Origin of the sequence: Palleronia pelagia (assembly GCF_900110115.1) — a bacterium.
In the GTDB taxonomy this organism is placed as follows: Bacteria; Pseudomonadota; Alphaproteobacteria; order Rhodobacterales; family Rhodobacteraceae; genus Palleronia; species Palleronia pelagia.
On sequence record NZ_FOCM01000007.1, the window covers coordinates 101,874 to 119,486 of the forward strand.

Sequence of the window (17,613 nt, forward strand, 5' to 3'; positions counted from 1 at the left end):
CCGCAATTCCCCCAGCCCCGCATATTGGCGCGCCTGTATCATGACCGTTCTCAGTGAATACGCCCGGCTCGAGGCGAGCGGCCTCTGGCGTGAAAGCCCCGAATCGCAACGGCGCGACGTGGTCGTGTCCATCGGTGACGCGACGCTCAAGATCACCGATATGAGCGACCGGCCCCTGGCGCACTGGTCCCTGCCCGCCGTCGAGCGGCGCAACCCCGGCGCCGTGCCCGCGCTGTTCGCGCCCGGCCCGGACGCGGGCGAGACGCTGGAGCTGGACGACAGCGACATGATCTCGGCCATCGAACGGGTGCAACGGGCCGTCGAGCGCCGGCGGCCCCGGCGCGGCTGGCTGCGGACCGGTGTGCTGGCCGTGGTGCTGGCCGGCCTGCTTGCGGGCGGTCTCCTGTGGCTGCCCGACGCGCTGGTGCGCCACGCCACGGCGGTGGTGCCCGAGGCCGTGCGCGCCGATACCGGGCGCAGGCTGCTGGCGCAGATCACCCGCGTCGCGGGCGAACCCTGCGCCAACCCCGCCGCGCGGTCCGCGCTGGCGCAGCTGTCGTCGCGGGTGCTTGGCCCCGGCAGCGGGCGGCTGGTGGTCCTGCCCGGCGGCCCCGAGACGGCCGCGCACCTTCCCGGCCGCCTGATCCTGCTGAACCGCGCCCTGATCGAGGATTACGAGGCCGCCGAGCCCGTCGCCGGATACATCCTGGCCGAACTCGCGCGGGCCGAGATCCGGGACCCCATGGCGCGGCTCCTGGAATTCGCGGGTCCCATGGCCGCCGTGCAGCTTCTGACCCGGGGCGAGGTCCCCGACGACACGTTGCGTCGCTATGCCGAGCACCTGTCGACCAGCCCGCGCGCACCCTTGCCGGTGGCGACCTTCCTCAGCCGCATGTCGCAGGCGCAAATCCCCGTCGCGCCCTATGCCTATGCCGAGGACATCACCGGCGAAACCACCGTTGCGCTGATCGAGGCGGACCCGGTCACGCCCGAGACCGCGCGCCCGGTTCTGACCGACGGGCAATGGGTCGCGCTACAGAATATCTGCGCCCGCTGAGCCACCGGGTCGACCGCCCGGTGGCCCGAGCCCGCTTTCGGACGGCTGCCGTGCGAGAAGACGGCCCGCGGCGCGACTCGCCAGACACATTCACGGCGGCCCCGCCCGTCCGCGCCGGGACGGGCACATGCCGCGCCCCGGGCGAAGGCAAGCTCATCGCATTGCCGCGCGCCGCGCCAATGCGCCGGGCGCGCGACGCGGCCTAGCGGACGAAAGCGTCCGAGAAGCCCTGCGCGCGGGCGACGCCCAGCGCTCGTGACAGCGCCGCACGGTCGTTGAACGGACCGGCCAGCACGCTGCGGTAGGCCGTGCCGCCGCGCCGGACGTCCTGCATCCGCACCGGCAGGCCCGCCGCCTGCAAGCGCCGCGCGGTCGCCTGCGCGTTGGCGGGGTTGCCGAAGCTCGCCACCTGCACGTAGCGCCCGCCGGCCGCCTTGGGCTGGGACGGCGCCGGGGCGGCGCTGCGGGTGGCCGGCGCGGACTTGCTGGACATGACGACCTTGCCATCGGCACGGGTGCGCAGCGCGCTGCGCGGCACGATCTGGCGCTGGCCGTCGGTGATGATCGTCACGAACTTGCCGCCGCGCAGGTCGGCGCGCTGCTTGTCGTAATCGGTGTAGGGATAGACCAGGTAATGATAGCGGTCGGTGACGTCGCGCCCGCCGGCCGTCTTCAGCCTCCGCGGCACGGTCTGGGTCCAGACCAGCGCGGTCTGCAACGCCCCGCTGAAGGTCTGCTTGCCGCGGTCGGGATTCAGGCGGCCGTCATCCCAGGCATTGCGATAGCCCGGGGGCGTTCGAACCGCCGGGGCACTGGGCACGCGGATACGGTCGCCCGGCTGAAGCTCGAGCACTTCGGATGGCGCGGCAATGCGGGGCTGCACGACAGCACGCGGCTTGGTCGCAACGCGGCGCGGGGTGGTCGCTACACTGCGGCGGGCGTTGGGTGTCACCGGCTCGGCCGCGAGTTCCGTCGCCGGGACATTTCGGGCCGCACGGTAGGGCTTGGGACGCAGACCCTCGGTCGATCCGGCACGGGACGGGGTCGTTGCAACGCTGCGCGGGGTTTGCGTCGCGGTGGTTCGCGGGGCCGACGCTGTGCTGCGCGGCGTGGGCGTCGCCAGGACGCGCGGGGTCGCACTGGCGGTGCTGGTCGGCGCCGGTGCGGGATCGGGGATCACCGGAGGTTCCGCCCGGGCCGTGCGCTGGAACTCGGTCGGCATGAAGCCGCACAGCACGCGGCGGTTGCCGGTGACGCGGGGCACCCAGCTGGTCTCGCCGATGGCGCCTGCGCGGACATAAACGCAGCCCCGGCTATCGACGAACTGGCGGCCGTTGAAGCCCGCGGGCGGAAACTCGGCCGGCGGGCCGGCATCGGCCAGGTCGGTGCGCAGGTCCTGGGCCAGGCTCGTGGTGGCAACGCCCGACAGCGCCAGTGCCAGCGACAGGCAAACGGTTCTCAGCATGGTGTCCCCCCGGACTCAAGGTGAATGGCGATACGATGCACGGGGGGCGTCGGGGGGTAAAGGGCGCGGCGCGCTATTTCGTACCGAACATGCGGTCCCCGGCGTCGCCAAGGCCCGGCACGATATAGCCTTTTTCGTTCAGCCGCTCGTCCAGCGCGGCGGTGACGATGGGCACGTCAGGATGCGCCTGCTTCATCCGCTCGACGCCCTCGGGCGCGGCCAGCAGGCACAGGAAGCGGATATCCCTGGCACCGGCATCCTTCAGTTTCTGGATCGCCGCGGCCGAGCTGTTGCCAGTGGCCAGCATCGGGTCCACCGCGATGACGACACGCTCGGACATGAGATCGGGAACCTTGAAGTAATATTCCACCGGCTCGAGCGTTTCCTCGTCCCGATAAAGCCCGACGAACCCCACCCGCGCCGAAGGGATCAGTTCCAGCATCCCGTCCAGAAGGCCGTTGCCCGCGCGCAGGATCGAGATCAGCGCCAGCTTGCGGCCCGCCAGTTTCGGCGCGTCCATCGGCTGGATCGGGGTGTCGATCCGGGTGGTCGTCAGCGGCAGGTCGCGCGTGATCTCGTAGGCCAGCAGCTGGCTGATCTCGCGCAGAAGCTGGCGGAACACGGCGGTCGAGGTCGCCTGATCGCGCATGATGGTCAGCTTGTGCTGGATCAGCGGGTGTTCGACGACGGTCAGGTGCTGGGTCATGTGCGGTCCTTCGGCGGGCGTGTTCGGGTTGCGGGGCCGGGCTTAGCCCGCATCGATCCGCTTGAGAAGGGCCGCGCGGGTGTCTTCGTCGCAGAAGGCGGCTCGCGCGGCGGTGCGGTTGATCTCGGCGAACATCGTGTCGTCCCAGCCGAACAGGTCCGACAGGTGGGCGTATTCGTCCCGCATCGTGGTGTGGAAGAACGGCGGATCGTCGGTCGACACGGTGACAGGCACCCCGGCCGCACGCAGCGCGTCGATCGGATGGTCGCGCCACTGGCCGTAGACGCCCAGCGCGATGTTGCTGCCCGGGCAGACCTCGAGCGTGATGCCGTCGCGCGCCAGCCGTTCGACCAACCCCGCGTCGCGGATGGCGTGGACGCCGTGGCCGATGCGGCTGACCCGCAGATGATCCAGCGCATCGCGTACCGAGGTGGGGCCGCCCCACTCGCCGGCATGGGCGGTCAGGCCCAGCCCCGCCTCGCGCGCCATGTCGAAACTGTAGGTGAAATCGCGCGGGTGGCCCGCCATCTCGTCGCCCGCGATACCGAAGCCGGTGATGAAATCGCCGGCGGTCTCGGCGGCGCAGCGCGCGGCCTCTTTCGCGGCGTCGGGGCCGAAATGGCGGATGCAGGTGACGACGCCCCGCATCTCGACCTCGGGCACCTCGCTGGCCGCTTCCTGCATGGCGGCGAGGTAGTCGCGCCATGCGCCCAAGTCACGGCCGCCGCAGAAATCGGGCGACAGGAACGCCTCGGTGTAGATGACGCCTTCTTCGGCCGATTGCGCCAGCACCGCGCGGGTCAGCCGCGCGAAGTCTTCGGGCGTTTGCAGCACGGTGCAGGCCGCCTCGTAGACGCGCAGGAAGTCGTTGAAATCGCGGTAGGCATAGCGGCCCTGGCCATCGAAGATCGACGACAGGTCGACGCCCTTCTCGGACGCGAGACCGCGGATGAAGGCGGGCGGCGCCGCGCCTTCCAGGTGCAGGTGAAGTTCGATCTTCGGGATCACAGGAAGCTCCTTCCCGGGCCGGTGTCCGAGAGGCCCAGATGGGTTGCGATGCTGGCGGCCACGTCGACGAAGGCGCAGTGGCCGATCTCGCCAGTGCCCGCCCCCGCCACCAGCACCGGCACCCGTTCGCGGGTGTGGTCGGTTCCGCGCCAGGTGGGATCGTTGCCGTGGTCGGCGGTGATGACCAGGATGTCGTCGGGACCGAGCCGCGCGACCAGGTCGGGCAGCGCCGCGTCGAACCATTCCAGGTGGCGGGCATAGCCGTCGGGATCGCGGCGGTGACCGTAGGCGCTGTCGAACTCGACGAAATTGGCGAAGGTCAGGCTGCCCGGCGCGGCATCGTCCATCCGCGCGCGCAGGTGGTCGAGCAGTTCCGCGTCCGATCCCTTGGCCCGCGTGTCGATCCCCTGCATCGAGAAGATGTCGGCGATCTTGCCCACAGAATGCACGGCGCGGCCCGCATCCTTGGCCCAGTTGCACAGCGTCGGCGCGGGCGGCGCGATGGCGAAGTCGCGGCGGTTGGCCGTACGGGTGAAGCCGCTATCGGCATCGCCCAGGAAGGGCCGCGCGATGACCCGACCCACCCGCATGGCGTGCAGATCGGGCGCCAGCGTGGCGCAGAGGTCGATCAACCGGTCGAGGCCGAAGACCTCTTCGTGGGCGGCGATCTGGAACACGCTGTCGGTGGAGGTATAGCAGATCGGGCGGCCCGTCCGCATGTGCTCGGCGCCCTCTTCCTCGATGATGTTGGTGCCCGAGGCATGGCGGTTGCCGAGAATGGCGTCGCAGCCGGCGAGCGCGCAGACCTTCTCGACCAGATCGGGCGGAAAGCAGGGATCTTCCTTCGGGAAGAAAGTCCATTCCCACGGCACCGGCAGACCGGCAAGCTCCCAATGTCCCGAGGGCGTGTCTTTGCCCGGCGAGACCTCGGTCGCGGCGCCCCAACGCCCCTGCGGCCCGGCGCCGAGACCCGGCGCGTCGAGACCCGAGGCGAGCGTCACCGCCCGGCCCAGCCCCAGCGCGTCGAGAATCGGCAGACGCAAGGGCCGGTCGCCGTCCGCCAGCGCCTGGGCGATGTGACCCACGGTATTGGCGCCTTCATCGCCGAACGCGTCCGCATCGGGCGCGCCGCCGATGCCGACCGAATCGAGCACCACCAGGAAGGCCCGCGCGCTCATCCGAGATCTCCCACCTGGTGGCCCGTGCCGGGCAGAAGTATTTGGGGACCAGTGATGCAAGGGGGCTGTGCGATGTTCACGCGATCCGCTCCGCGATCAGGGTTGTGGCGTCCGGGGCCTTGTCCGACAGGGTGAGGGCCGCCACCACAGCCGCCGCGGCCCGGTCGGCGGCGGCCTCATCCGCGGCGTGGACGCGCGCCAGCGGATCGCCCTTGGCAAGCCGCGCGCCCAGCGGCGCGATGGCGTCCAGACCCACGGACGGGTCGATCGCATCGCCGTCACGCGCGCGCCCACCACCCAGCGCCACCACCGCCTGGCCCAGCGCAGTCCCGTCGGCCTTGGCGAGGTAGCCGTCCGTGGGGGCGGGAATGTCGCGGATCACCGGCGCGCGCGGCAGCACCTCGTCCCACGTCGCGGCGAAATCCGAGGGGCCACCCTGCCCCGCCACCATGGCGGCGAAGCGCTCCATCGCGCGTCCGTCCGTGATCGCCTCGGAGATGCGCGCGGCGCCGTCCTCGCGGCTATCCGCCAGGCCCGCCATGTGCAGAAGCTCGCCCCCCAGCGCGGCGGTCACGTGGGCGAGTCGGCTGTCGGTTGCCCGGCCGTCGAGCACGGCCATCACCGCCCGGATCTCGGTCGCGTTGCCCATGGCGGGGGCCAGAGGCTGGTCCATCGCGGTGATGAGCGCGCGCGTGGGCAGGCCTGCGCCGGTCGCCGTTTCGACCAGCACCCGGGCCAGGTCCCGCGCCGCTGCCGGGTCGCGCATGAACGCGCCGGAGCCGCATTTCACGTCCAGCACCAGCGCGCCCAGCCCCGCGGCCAGTTTCTTCGACAGGATCGAGGCGCAGATCAGGTCTACCTGGTCGACCGTTGCGGTCACGTCGCGGATCGCGTAGAGCCGTTTGTCCGCCGGCGCGATCGCCCGGCTGGCCGCCACGATGGCCGAGCCGGTGTCGCGGACAACCCGCTCGAACGCGTCATGGTCCAGCGCGACCGACAGGCCGGGGATCGCTTCGAGCTTGTCCAGCGTGCCGCCGGTGTGCCCCAGCCCGCGTCCCGAGATCATCGGGACGAAGCCGCCCAGCGCAGCCAGCGCGGGCGCGAGGATCAGCGAGACCGGATCGCCGACACCGCCGGTGGAATGCTTGTCGACCACCGGCCCCGGCAGATCCCAGGTCAGCCGGTCCCCGCTATCGGCCATCCCGGCGGTCAGCGCCACGCGCCCCGCCTCGCCCAGCCCCGGCCCCCGGCAGACGCCCATGGCGAAGGCGCCCGCCTGGGCATCGGTCACCCGCCCATCGGCCAGCCCGGCGGCGAACGCGGCCAGGTCGGCAGCCGCGGGCACGTCGCCCCGGCGCAGGATGGCGAGGGTGTCGCGAACGCTCACGCGCGGTCCATGTGGCCCGCGTCGAAGGCACCCGGCAACAGGTCCGCCACGGTCGTTTCGAGAACCTGCCCGTCGGTCGTCGCCAGCGTTACGGGCACCGTGCCATCGGCGAACTCGGCCAGCTTCTGACGGCAGCCGCCGCAGGGCGGCACCGGCGCCGGGCAATCGGCGATGACGGCAATGGCGGCGATGCGCGTGTCGCCCGCCGCGACCATGGCGGCGATCGCACCCGCCTCGGCACAGGTGCCTTCGGGGTAGGCCACGTTCTCCACGTTGCAGCCACGGTGCAGGTTTCCCTCGGTCGAACGCAGCGCGGCGCCAACCTTGAACCTGGAATAGGGCGCATGGGCGTTTTCACGCACGGCGCGGGCGGCGGACAGCAGATCTTCGGTCATGACGGACAATCTGATCCGGCCAGTGGGGCTTGGCAAGCGGAACCCGGGTCGCGCGCCGCGCATTTCCCCCATGACGCAAGGTGAGGAGACCGCTATGAGCGACGACCAGAAGAAACACAGCCCCATGGACGTGGCGTCCTTCCCCGTCGGCGGCGCCGTGGAGTCCGGCGAGAACCCCCATGGCAACGAGCCCATGAGCGAAGTTCAGGCGGCCCAACTGCGCGAGTTGTGCGAAAAGAAGGGCGAGGCATTCGACGCCACCCTGACCCAGGACCAGGCCGACGCCCGGATCGCGGCACTGAAGGACAACTAATCCGACAGCCGCGCCGCATGCGGAACCCGTTGGCGCTCGAACCGTTGGAACAAATAAGGAACACTTTCCGACGGAGAGACACCATGACTGACACGACCGACACCCCCAAGGCGGACGCCCCCGGAAATGCCGACAAGCCCGTGGATGCCTGGGTGACCGGGGACGAGATGATGACCGGCGCACAGGCGTCGTACCTGAAGACGCTGTGCGAGGAAGCGGGCGAGCCGTTCGACCCCGACCTGTCCAAGGCCGATGCGTCCAAGGCCATCGACCGGCTGCAAGCGCGCACCGGGCGCGGAACGGGCTGAACGCTTGCCGCGCGGGCGCTTCGGGGCGTAGCCTTCAGCGGTATCGCACCGCGCGGAGGCTGCCGTGGATCTCGTGCCCCTCATTTTCTACGGCGTGATCTGCGCGCTGCTCGGCGCGTTGCTGCCGCAAGGCATGCGGACCGGAGCCCGGCTGGGCCTTGGCGCTGCGATCGGCGTGGCGGCGGCCGCGCTTCTTCCGATCCTTCGCTCGGCGCTGGGAGTGTAACGCGCGCCCTTCCCACGGGGAACGCGACACCGTATCCCAAGGTAAACACCACCGCGGAGGGCAGAGATGGACGAGGACAAGAAACAGGCGCTGCGCGCGGCCGCGCTGGAATATCACCGCCATCCGCAGCCCGGCAAGCTCGAGATCCGCGCGACCAAGCCGCTGGCCAACGGGCGCGACCTGTCGCGCGCCTATTCGCCGGGGGTGGCCGAGGCCTGTCTCGAGATCAAGGCCGACCCGACGACGGCCCGGGACTACACCGCGCGGGGCAACCTCGTGGCCGTGGTCAGCAACGGCTCGGCCGTTCTGGGTCTTGGCAACATCGGCGGGCTGGCGTCCAAGCCGGTGATGGAAGGCAAGGCCGTCCTTTTCAAGAAATTCGCCAATATCGACTGTTTCGATATCGAGCTGAACGAATCCGACCCCGAGCGGCTGGCCGACATCGTCTGCGCGCTGGAGCCGACCTTCGGCGCCATCAATCTCGAGGACATCAAGGCGCCCGACTGCTTCATCGTCGAGGAGCTTTGCCGCCAGCGGATGAACATTCCCGTGTTCCACGACGACCAGCACGGCACTGCCATCGTCGTCTCGGCCGCCGCGACCAATGCCCTGCTGCTCGCCAAGAAAAGCTTCGACGAGATCAAAGTGGTATCGACGGGCGGCGGCGCGGCGGGGATCGCCTGCCTGAACATGCTGCTGAAACTCGGGGTCAAGCGCGAGAACGTGTGGCTGTGCGACATCGAGGGGCTGGTCCACGAGGGCCGCGAGGCCGAGATGACGCCGCAGAAAGCCGAGTATGCCCAACCCGGCGGGCCGCGAAAGCTGGACGACGTGATCGACGGCGCCGACCTGTTCCTGGGGCTGTCGGGCCCCAACATCCTCACGCCCGAGATGGTCGGGCGCATGGCCGAGCGGCCGATCATCTTCGCGCTGGCCAACCCCACCCCCGAGATCGATCCCGAGGCCGCGCGCGAGGTCGCGCCGGACGCGCTGATCGCCACGGGCCGGTCGGATTTTCCGAACCAGGTCAACAACGTGCTGTGTTTCCCGTTCATCTTCCGGGGCGCGCTGGACGTGGGAGCGACCACCATCAACGACGCCATGAAGATTGCCTGCGTCGAGGGTATCGCCGAGCTCGCCCGCAAGACCACCAGCGCCGAGGCCGCCGCCGCCTACAAGGGTGAACAGCTGACCTTCGGCCCCGATTACCTGATCCCCAAACCCTTCGATCCACGGCTCATGGGGGTCGTCGCCCGCGCGGTGGCCAGCGCCGCGATCGAATCCGGCGTGGCCGAACGGCCGATCGAGGATCTCGACGCCTACAAGCGCCGGCTCGACAGCTCGGTCTTCCGCTCGGCGCTGATCATGCGGCCGGTCTTCGAGGCCGCCGGGACCGCCGAGCGCCGTATCGTCTTCACCGAGGGCGAGGACGAGCGCGTGCTGCGCGCGGCCCACGCCATGCTGGAAGAGACCACGGACAAGCCCATTCTCATCGGCCGCCCCGAGGTGATCGAGCTGAGGGCCGAGCGGGCGGGTCTCCAGATCCGGCCGGGACAAGACTTCGACATCGTGAACCCCGAAAACGATGCCCGTTACCGCGATTATTGGCAGACCTACCACAAGATCATGGAACGGCGCGGCGTGACGCCGGACCTGGCGAAGGCGATCATGCGCACCAACACCACCGCCATCGGCGCCGTCATGGTGCAGCGGGACGAGGCCGACTCGATGATCTGCGGGACCTTCGGGCAGTATCTGTGGCACCTGAATTACATCAGCCAGGTGCTGGGCACGAAGGACCTTCACGCGGTGGGCGCCCTGTCGCTGATGATCCTCGAGGACGGGCCGCTCTTCGTGGCCGACACCCACGTGAACCCGCAGCCCACGCCCCAGCAGATCGCCGACACGGTGAGGTCGAGCGCGCGGCACGTGCGCCGCTTCGGGGTCGAGCCGAAGATCGCGCTGTGTTCGCATTCGCAGTTCGGCAATTTCGACTGCGACACCGGGCTGCGGATGCGCGCCGCGCTCGAGATCCTGGACAGCCAGCCGCGCGACTTCTGCTACGAGGGCGAGATGCACGCCGACGCCGCGCTCGACGGCGAGTTGCGGGCCCGCATCTTCCCGTCCAGCCGGATGGAAGGGGCGGCCAACACGCTGGTCTTCGCCAATACCGACGCCGCCTCGGGCGTGCGCAACATCCTGAAGATGAAGGCGGGCGGGCTCGAGGTGGGGCCGATCCTCATGGGCATGGGCAACCGCGCCCATATCGTCACCAGCTCGATCACCGCGCGCGGCCTTCTGAACATGTCGGCCATCGCCGGGACGCCGGTGGCGCATTACGGCTGAGCTTGCACCGGCCGGAGGGTCGCACCGCTGGCGGAAAGGATGTGTTTCGGGGCGCGTCGCGCCGGCCGGGCGCCACGTCCCGGCCGGTCTTGCAGGAGGTTTCGACAGACCCTCAGCGGGCGGGTTTCGAGCCTTTCTTCTGCTGTTGCTTCGCGGGGGACGGGTCGGCCGTCGGCGCCGGGCGGGGCTGCTTCATCTTCTTTTTCGGGGACTTGTCGGGCATGATCTTCGACCTCCGGGTCCGGGCCGTCGCGGAGATGCGTGGCCCTGGGTGCAGGATGCCCCCTGCCCCTCGTGCCCGCGCGATCATCCGCGTCGTCGGTGTCGCATTCAGACCTCGGCATGAGAATTCGGCGCCTGTTAGCGATGCCATCGCGGGACCATGCTTGTCGCGGCGGCGCGGGGCGGCATAATCCGCCCCGATCAGGGGAGGAGATTACATGACCAGCTACGCCGAGACTTACGCCGCATGGAAGGCAGACCCGGAAGCCTGGTGGATGGAGCAGGCGCGCGCGATCCACTGGGACAGCTTCCCGACCCGCGCGCTCGATGACACCGCCAGCCCGATCTACAACTGGTTCGGCGACGGCATCACCAACACCTGCTACAACGCCGTGGACCGTCACGCAGAGGGCGGGCGCGCCGACCAGCCCGCCCTGATCTGGGACAGCCCCGTGACCGGCCAGAAGAAGACAATCACCTATGCCGAGCTCAAGGAACAATGCGCGCGGCTGGCCGGCGCGCTGAAGGCGCAGGGGGTCGAGACCGGCGACCGGGTCATCATCTACATGCCCATGGTGCCCGAGGCCGTCGTCGCCATGCTGGCCTGCGCGCGGATCGGCGCCATCCACTCGGTCGTGTTCGGCGGCTTCGCCTCAGCCGAGCTGGCGACCCGCATCGACGACGCCAAGCCCAAGGCGATCATCGCGGGATCCTGCGGGATCGAGCCGTCGCGCACAGTGGCCTACAAGCCGCTGCTGGACGGGGCCATCGACCTGGCCGCCCACAAGCCCGAGTTCTGCATCATCTTCCAGCGCGAGCAGCTGCGCGCCGACCTGATCGCCGGGCGCGACCTGGACTGGGACGAGGTGCAGGAAGACGTGACGCCCGCCGACTGCGTGCCGGTGCGCGGCGACCATCCCTGCTACATCCTCTACACGTCCGGCACGACCGGGCAGCCCAAGGGCGTGGTGCGCGCCACCGGCGGGCACCTCGTTGCGCTGAACTGGACGATGAAGGCCGTCTACAACGTCGACCCGGGCGAGGTCTTCTGGGCCGCGTCGGACGTGGGCTGGGTCGTCGGCCACAGCTACATCTGCTACGCGCCGCTGATCCACGGGAACACCTCGGTTGTTTTCGAGGGCAAGCCGGTGGGCACCCCGGACGCCGGCACCTTCTGGCGCGTCATCGAGGAACACGGCGTGAAATCCTTCTTCACCGCCCCCACCGCCTTCCGCGCGGTGCGGCGCGAGGATCCGGACGCGACATTCCTGCAAAACCATGACCTGAGCGGATTGCGCGCGATCTACCTCGCCGGCGAGCGCGCGGACCCCGCCACGATCGAATGGCTCCAGGACAAGACCGGCAAGCCGGTCTACGACCACTGGTGGCAGACCGAAACCGGCTTCCCCATGGTCGCCAACCCCGTCGGGATCGAACCGCTGCCGGTCAAGATCGGCTCGCCCACCGTGCCGATGCCGGGCTACGACGTGCGCATCCTGGGCGAGGACGGCCAGGAATTGCCCGCGGGCGAGCTGGGGGCCATCGCGGTCAAGCTGCCGCTGCCGCCGGGCACGCTGCCGGGCCTGTGGAACGCCGAGGAGCGATTCAAGTCCGCCTACCTGAACGCCTTCCCCGGCTATTACGAGACCGGCGACGCGGGCCGGAAGGACGAGGATGGCTATATCTGGATCATGGCGCGCACCGATGACGTCATCAACGTGGCGGGGCATCGCCTGTCCACCGGCCTGATGGAAGAGGTGCTCGCCACCCATCCCGACGTGGCCGAATGCGCCGTGGTGGGCGTGGCGGACGACCTTAAAGGTCAGCTGCCCATGGGCTTCCTGACGCTGACGCGCGGGGTCAACCGCGACCACGCCGAGATCTGCCGCGAATGCGTGCAGCTGGTACGCGACAAGATCGGCCCGGTCGCCGCCTTCAAGCTGGCGGTGGTGGTCGAACGCCTGCCCAAGACGCGGTCCGGCAAGACGCTGCGTGCGACCATGGCCAAGCTCGCCGACGGCGACAACGTGAAGGTGCCCGCCACCATCGACGACCCCGCGATCCTGGATGAGTTGCGCGAGCGTATCGCGGACCTGGGCTACCCGAAGACCTGATCACCTCGGGCCATCGGCGCAGGCCGGTGGCCCGCTCTCTCGCGCAAGCCCCTGCCGGACTACCGGCAGTACGGTCCCGACCGATAGCTGGCCGTGTCGAAGTGGAAGTGGTCCTGGTGGAACCGGTCGGACTCAGGCCCCAGCACCGTGCCGAACGGACCGCAGGCCCCGCCGTGCAACCGGCGCAAAAGCCGCCCGCGGCGGTAGGTCGACCAGTGATCCAACACCGAGATCCGTTCGCCATCCCTGAGGCCGATGGCCGAGATGTCGATGGCCCGCCCGCGCCCGTGCTCGGAGATCCGCGCGCCGGACTGGTTGTTGCGGGTGCGGCAGGCGTAATGCGCGGCAACGTCCAGCGAACTCAGGCCCCCGCCGCGCCGCCCGACCGCGGGCTTGGCCACGTCGTCGACCCAGACCCGCAGGGACCGCGCGGCCGAACAATCCAGCAGCGCCGATTGCGACAGGACAACGCCCGCAACGCTGCTGACACGCACGGGGCTCTCGATGCCGCAAGCCCCCGCGCCGCCCACCGGTTCGGCCAGCTGGCCGCGAATGGCGGGATCACCGCACAGCGCCTGGCCCGGAAGGGACGCCGCGTCCCGGCTGGCCAGGTGGATCATGCGGCTGCCGCAGCTGCCCAGAACCAGCAGCGCGGTCAAAGCCAACAGGACACGTCTCATCGCTTGCCTCCCCCGCGGCCGAAGTCCGGCGTCGCGGTATCCTGTCCCGCATCGATGATGCCGCGCCGGATCGCCCGGGTGCGGGTGAAATAGTCGTGAAGCATCTCGCCATCGCCGGTGCGGATGGCGCGTTGCAGGGCGAAAAGCTCCTCGGTGAAGCGGCCCAGGATTTCCAGTGTCGCGTCCTTGTTGGTCAGGAACACGTCGCGCCACATGGTCGGGTCGCTGGCCGCGATCCGGGTGAAGTCGCGGAAGCCGGCGGCCGAGTACTTGATGACCTCGCTGTCGGTGACGCGGCGCAGGTCATCGGCCACGCCCACCATGGTGTAGGCGATCAGGTGTGGCGTGTGGCTGGTCACGGCCAGGACAAGGTCGTGGTGATCGGCATCCATGACCTCGACCCGCGCGCCCATCTCGGTCCAGAGCCTGGCCAGCCGGGCGATGGCGTCGGGGTCGGCCCCGTCGTCGATGAGCAGGGTGAAGCGGTTCTCGAAAAGCTCGGCAAAGCCTGCCTCGGGGCCCGATTGCTCGGTCCCGGCAAGGGGGTGGCCCGGGATGAAGTGGATGCCGTCGGGCATGTGCGGGGCCACGGCGTCGATAACGGCGCGCTTGACCGAGCCCACGTCGGTGACGGTGGCGCCCGGCGCCAGGTGTGGCGCGATCTCGATGGCGATGGTCTCCATCGCGCCGACGGGAACGCACAGGACCACGAGGTCGGCATCCTCCACGGCCTCGGCCGCCGTCTCGCACACGCGGTCGCACAGGCCGCGCTTCAACGCGACCCCGCGCGTGGCGGCGGTGCGGGCGGTGCCCACGATCTCGCCCGCGAGGCCCGCGCGCTTCATGGCCAGCGCCATGGAGCCCGCGATCAGCCCCAGCCCGATCAGCGCGACCCGTTCGTAGACCGGCGGATGGCTCACCCGTCCTGGCCCTTGAACTGCCCGATGGAATGGACGACCCGGCGGCACGACGCCTCGTCGCCCACGGTGATGCGCAGGCAATTGGGCAGCTTGTAGCCCGCCACCTTGCGCACCAGCAGCCCGTCGGCGCGCAGATGCGCCTCGCAGGCATCGGCCTCGTCGGCGTTGTCGAAGCGCGCCAGAACGAAATTCGCGGTCGAGGTGTCGGACATGACGCCGATCTCGGCCAGCGCCTTGGCCATCCAGGTGCGCATGCGGGCATTCTCGGCGCGCGAGCGGTCGACGAATTCCCGGTCGCGCACGGCGGCCTCGGCGGCGGCCAGCTGCGCCTCGCCCAAGTTGAAGGGGCCGCGCACCCGATTCAGCACGTCGATCACGTGGGCCGGTCCATAGGCCCAGCCGACCCGCAGGCCGCCCAGCCCGTAGATCTTCGAGAAGGTGCGCGTCATCACGACATTCTCGCGCTTGTCCACCAGCTTGGCGCCGCCATCGTAGCCGTCGACATACTCGGCATAGGCGCCGTCCAGCACCAGCAGCACATGATCGGGCAGCTCGGCCGCAAGGCGGCCCATCTCGTTGCTGCCCAGCATGGTGCCGGTGGGATTGGCCGGGTTGGCGACGAAGACCAGACGGGTGCGGAAGCTCACGGCGTCGAGGATGGCGTCCACGTCGACCTTGCGCTCGTGCTCGGGGACCTCGATCGGCGTGGCGCCCGAGGCCAGCGTGCTGATGCGGTACATGGCGAAGCCGTGCTCGGTGTGGATCACCTCGGTGCCGGGACCGGTATAGGCCTGGCAGATCATGTGGATGATCTCGTCGCTGCCCGCGCCGCAGATGATGCGCGCGGGGTCCAGGTGGTGCACCTCGCCGATGGCCTGGCGCAGGCTCATGTGGTCGGTGGACGGGTAGCGGTGCAGCAGGTGCGCGGTCTTGCGCAGCGCCTCGCGCGCCGACTCGGGCGGGCCCAGCGGGTTCTCGTTCGACGACAGCTTGACCACGTCGCTGACGCCCTCGGCATGGCTCGCCCCGCCCTGGTAGGGCGCGATTTCCATGATGCCGGCCTTGGGCTCGATGGCGTGTGTCATTGTGGCTGTCCTTCCCGTGTCCCGCACCTTCTAGCGTTGCGGTCCGAGCCTGACCAGACGCGTTTGGACGCGGGTCGGGAATTGAGTTTTTGGGAAACAGTGAGGCCCCGCCGGGACCCTGCGGCTGACCGCCGGCTGGCGGTGCCGGCGCGAAGGATCCCCGGTGCCTCGTCCCGGAACACGCGGCGCGATGGCGGACACGAAAAAGGCCGCCCCCGGCGGGACGGCCCTTGGAAATTCTTCGGTCTTCGCGCCCTTAGTTCTGGGCGTAGAATTCGATGACCAGGTTCGGTTCCATCTGCACCGGGTAGGGCACATCGCCCAGGCTGGGCACGCGGGTGAAGGTGGCGGTCATCTTCGAGTGATCGACGTCCAGGTAGTCGGGAACGTCACGCTCGGGCAGGCCGGCGGCTTCCAGCACCGAGGCGAGCTGCTTCGACTTCTGGCGCACCTCGACCACGTCGCCTTCCTTGACGCGGTAGGAGGGGATGTTCACGCGCTTGCCGTTCACCAGCACGTGGCCATGGTTCACGAACTGGCGCGCGGCGAAGACGGTCGCCACGAACTTGGCGCGATAGACGACGGCGTCCAGGCGCTGCTCCAGCAGGCCGATGAGGATCTCACCGGTGTCGCCGCGGCGACGCTCGGCTTCGGCATAGATGCGGCGGAACTGCTTCTCGGTCAGGTCGCCGTAGTAGCCCTTGAGCTTCTGCTTGGCGCGCAGCTGGATGCCGAAGTCGGACATCTTGCCCTTGCGGCGCTGGCCGTGCTGGCCGGGGCCGTATTCGCGGCGGTTCACCGGCGACTTGGGGCGACCCCAGATGTTTTCGCCCATGCGGCGGTCGATCTTGTACTTGGCAGACGTGCGTTTGGTCACGGCTGATCTCCTTTTGTCATGTCAAAAGGGCGTTGTCCTTTGCCTTGGGAGCATTCCCGCCGCCGACAGGCATCCCCTCGCGGGGGCCACCAACACCAATGAGCGGCGGCTTATACGCGCCCTGCGGACAGTGTCAATGCGTCCGACCGGGCGCCTTGCAGAAGGATCGCGGCCTCGGCTGGACCTAGCGTGCGGCGGGCCAGATCGCCGTAGCTTTCGGGGTTGGCGGGAAGTCCCGGAACGGCCCGTTCCAGCGCAATCCGGTCAGCGGGCGCCAGCGCGTCGAGATCCGCGTCGGCGGGGTGAAAGCTCTCGGACGCGATCCCGTTGGCGAAGATCACCTGGTGGCGCTCCATCAGAATGTGGACATAGCGCACCGACCGCGAGGAATGGTCGACCAGGATCGTCCGGTCGTTCACCAGGTCGCGCGCGGCGACCAGGACCTCGGGCGTGTTGAACAAGTCGCGCGCCGCCTGCCCGCCCACAAGGATGCGGTGCCGGGGCGACACCAGCAGGTCGCCATCGGGCATCCCGTCTGCCATGGCGTGGGCACGCAGGCGGACGGGGCGCAGATGCGGCGCGGCCGCCAGCCGCGCGCCCGACAGGGTCGTCTCGCCGACCCACAGGATCTCTTGCGCCCCGTCGTCGCGGGTCATGATCCGATCGCCCGCGCCAAGGTCTTCTACCGGACGGTATCCATCCGGCGTCAGCAACGTCGTCCCGGCGGTGAAGCAGATCACCCTAGGATCGGGCCGCATCAGCCGCGACGGGGAGGGTTCTGGCGCACGGACGACCCAGAGATCGCGGCCGCGCGGCGGCAGGGAACCCTGCGCCATCAGAAGCGGCTGCGCCGCAAGCGCCGTTTCTATCAGGGCGAGACGCCAGACCTGGCGTCCGTCAGTGACCGTGAAGGCACGGTCGGGGTCGAGATGCGCCGCCTCGGGGTCCAGTGGTTCACCGATATCGACAGCCGCGCGCCGCAGCATGCGATGCGCAGCTCGCGCCGCGCGCCGCCCGAGATCAGCTTGTCCTTCATGGCCCCTGAGGACCAGTATATGGTTCGTGTCGTCAACGCACACCGCCTCGCCGGTCCATGACCAGCATGCTCCGGCCAAAAGCGCCGTGGGTGGCGGCGCTCGAAGCCCGTCGAGTTCCGTTTGCGACCAAGCGATGACGAACGTGCCCTTGGCTATCGTCACGTTCCGGCCTGCCTCTGTCTTTTCCGCGCTTTTTGCGCGTGTTATCCGGTGACCTTAACACGGACCACGTCAGCCGGTGCCATTGTCATTTGACATTGCGGCAGCCTGTGGCCGACGCCCCACAATC

The 17,613-nt window shown here is 69.5% G+C and carries 18 protein-coding genes; 7 read left to right on the forward strand and 11 right to left on the reverse strand.

Annotated elements, in window-relative coordinates:
* Nucleotides 1–40: 40 nt before the first annotated feature.
* Nucleotides 41–1,057 carry a hypothetical protein gene (locus tag BMX96_RS14940; protein ID WP_091846219.1) on the forward strand — a complete coding sequence of 339 codons (1,017 nt, stop codon included), beginning with the start codon at nt 41–43 and terminating at the stop codon, nt 1,055–1,057.
* Nucleotides 1,058–1,259: 202 nt separating this feature from the next.
* Here BMX96_RS14940 and BMX96_RS14945 read toward each other — a convergent pair whose 3' ends face one another.
* From BMX96_RS14945 to BMX96_RS14970, 6 genes are all read right to left on the reverse strand, one after another.
* Entirely contained in the window at nt 1,260–2,522 is a 1,263-nt protein-coding gene (locus BMX96_RS14945; RefSeq protein ID WP_091846220.1) for an SPOR domain-containing protein, read from the reverse strand.
* Nucleotides 2,523–2,595: 73 nt separating this feature from the next.
* Nucleotides 2,596–3,228, reverse strand: coding sequence for a uracil phosphoribosyltransferase (gene upp / locus BMX96_RS14950; RefSeq protein WP_091846221.1), 633 nt, complete (start codon nt 3,226–3,228; stop codon nt 2,596–2,598).
* A 42-nt stretch (nt 3,229–3,270) separates the two neighbouring features.
* Nucleotides 3,271–4,236: an adenosine deaminase gene (locus BMX96_RS14955; protein ID WP_091846222.1), complete on the reverse strand. Its 966-nt coding sequence runs from the start codon at nt 4,234–4,236 to the stop codon at nt 3,271–3,273.
* On the reverse strand, nt 4,233–5,414 hold the full coding sequence (locus BMX96_RS14960; protein ID WP_091846223.1) for a phosphopentomutase: 1,182 nt from the start codon (nt 5,412–5,414) through the stop codon (nt 4,233–4,235). The genes BMX96_RS14955 and BMX96_RS14960 overlap by 4 nt, the downstream gene beginning before the upstream one ends.
* Nucleotides 5,415–5,490: 76 nt before the next feature.
* Nucleotides 5,491–6,801, reverse strand: a complete 1,311-nt coding sequence (locus BMX96_RS14965; RefSeq protein WP_091846224.1) for a thymidine phosphorylase — start codon at nt 6,799–6,801, stop codon at nt 5,491–5,493.
* A complete protein-coding gene (locus tag BMX96_RS14970; protein WP_091846225.1) occupies nt 6,798–7,196 on the reverse strand; it encodes a cytidine deaminase in 399 nt (132 codons plus the stop codon). Before BMX96_RS14970 ends, BMX96_RS14965 begins: the two co-directional genes overlap by 4 nt.
* 94 nt (nt 7,197–7,290) lie before the next feature.
* Between BMX96_RS14970 and BMX96_RS14975 the strand changes: the two genes are divergently transcribed.
* The 5 genes from BMX96_RS14975 (at nt 7,291) to BMX96_RS14995 (ending at nt 12,725) form a co-directional block, all read left to right on the forward strand.
* Nucleotides 7,291–7,509 carry a DUF3072 domain-containing protein gene (locus tag BMX96_RS14975; protein ID WP_091846226.1) on the forward strand — a complete coding sequence of 73 codons (219 nt, stop codon included), beginning with the start codon at nt 7,291–7,293 and terminating at the stop codon, nt 7,507–7,509.
* 83 nt (nt 7,510–7,592) lie between these two features.
* Nucleotides 7,593–7,817: a DUF3072 domain-containing protein gene (locus tag BMX96_RS14980; RefSeq protein WP_091846227.1), complete on the forward strand. Its 225-nt coding sequence runs from the start codon at nt 7,593–7,595 to the stop codon at nt 7,815–7,817.
* A gap of 64 nt (nt 7,818–7,881) precedes the next feature.
* A complete protein-coding gene (locus BMX96_RS19690; RefSeq protein WP_175481758.1) occupies nt 7,882–8,043 on the forward strand; it encodes a hypothetical protein in 162 nt (53 codons plus the stop codon).
* Nucleotides 8,044–8,109: 66 nt separating this feature from the next.
* The gene (locus BMX96_RS14985) at nt 8,110–10,389 is read left to right on the forward strand and encodes an NADP-dependent malic enzyme (RefSeq protein ID WP_091846228.1); all 2,280 of its coding nucleotides are present in this window, start codon (nt 8,110–8,112) and stop codon (nt 10,387–10,389) included.
* 440 nt (nt 10,390–10,829) lie between these two features.
* Nucleotides 10,830–12,725: a propionyl-CoA synthetase gene (locus BMX96_RS14995; RefSeq protein ID WP_091846230.1), complete on the forward strand. Its 1,896-nt coding sequence runs from the start codon at nt 10,830–10,832 to the stop codon at nt 12,723–12,725.
* Nucleotides 12,726–12,784: 59 nt separating this feature from the next.
* Here the strand turns inward: BMX96_RS14995 and BMX96_RS15000 are convergent, their stop codons facing one another.
* The 5 genes from BMX96_RS15000 to BMX96_RS20140 all read right to left on the reverse strand — a co-directional run bounded on the left by BMX96_RS15000 (nt 12,785) and on the right by BMX96_RS20140 (nt 17,027).
* Complete coding sequence (locus tag BMX96_RS15000; protein ID WP_236737090.1) at nt 12,785–13,405, reverse strand: extensin-like domain-containing protein; 621 nt, start codon at nt 13,403–13,405, stop codon at nt 12,785–12,787.
* Nucleotides 13,402–14,325: a prephenate/arogenate dehydrogenase family protein gene (locus tag BMX96_RS15005; RefSeq protein WP_091846231.1), complete on the reverse strand. Its 924-nt coding sequence runs from the start codon at nt 14,323–14,325 to the stop codon at nt 13,402–13,404. Before BMX96_RS15005 ends, BMX96_RS15000 begins: the two co-directional genes overlap by 4 nt.
* Nucleotides 14,322–15,410: a histidinol-phosphate transaminase gene (gene hisC, locus BMX96_RS15010; RefSeq protein ID WP_073129012.1), complete on the reverse strand. Its 1,089-nt coding sequence runs from the start codon at nt 15,408–15,410 to the stop codon at nt 14,322–14,324. Before hisC ends, BMX96_RS15005 begins: the two co-directional genes overlap by 4 nt.
* A 256-nt stretch (nt 15,411–15,666) precedes the next feature.
* Entirely contained in the window at nt 15,667–16,287 is a 621-nt protein-coding gene (rpsD, locus tag BMX96_RS15015; RefSeq protein WP_073129011.1) for a 30S ribosomal protein S4, read from the reverse strand.
* Nucleotides 16,288–16,397: 110 nt separating this feature from the next.
* Nucleotides 16,398–17,027: a Hint domain-containing protein gene (locus tag BMX96_RS20140; RefSeq protein WP_330220649.1), complete on the reverse strand. Its 630-nt coding sequence runs from the start codon at nt 17,025–17,027 to the stop codon at nt 16,398–16,400.
* Between BMX96_RS20140 and BMX96_RS20145 the strand changes: the two genes are divergently transcribed.
* Entirely contained in the window at nt 16,920–17,384 is a 465-nt protein-coding gene (locus BMX96_RS20145) for a hypothetical protein (protein WP_330220650.1), read from the forward strand. The two genes, BMX96_RS20140 and BMX96_RS20145, sit on opposite strands and share 108 nt — an antisense overlap.
* The last annotated feature ends 229 nt before the right edge of the window (nt 17,385–17,613 follow it).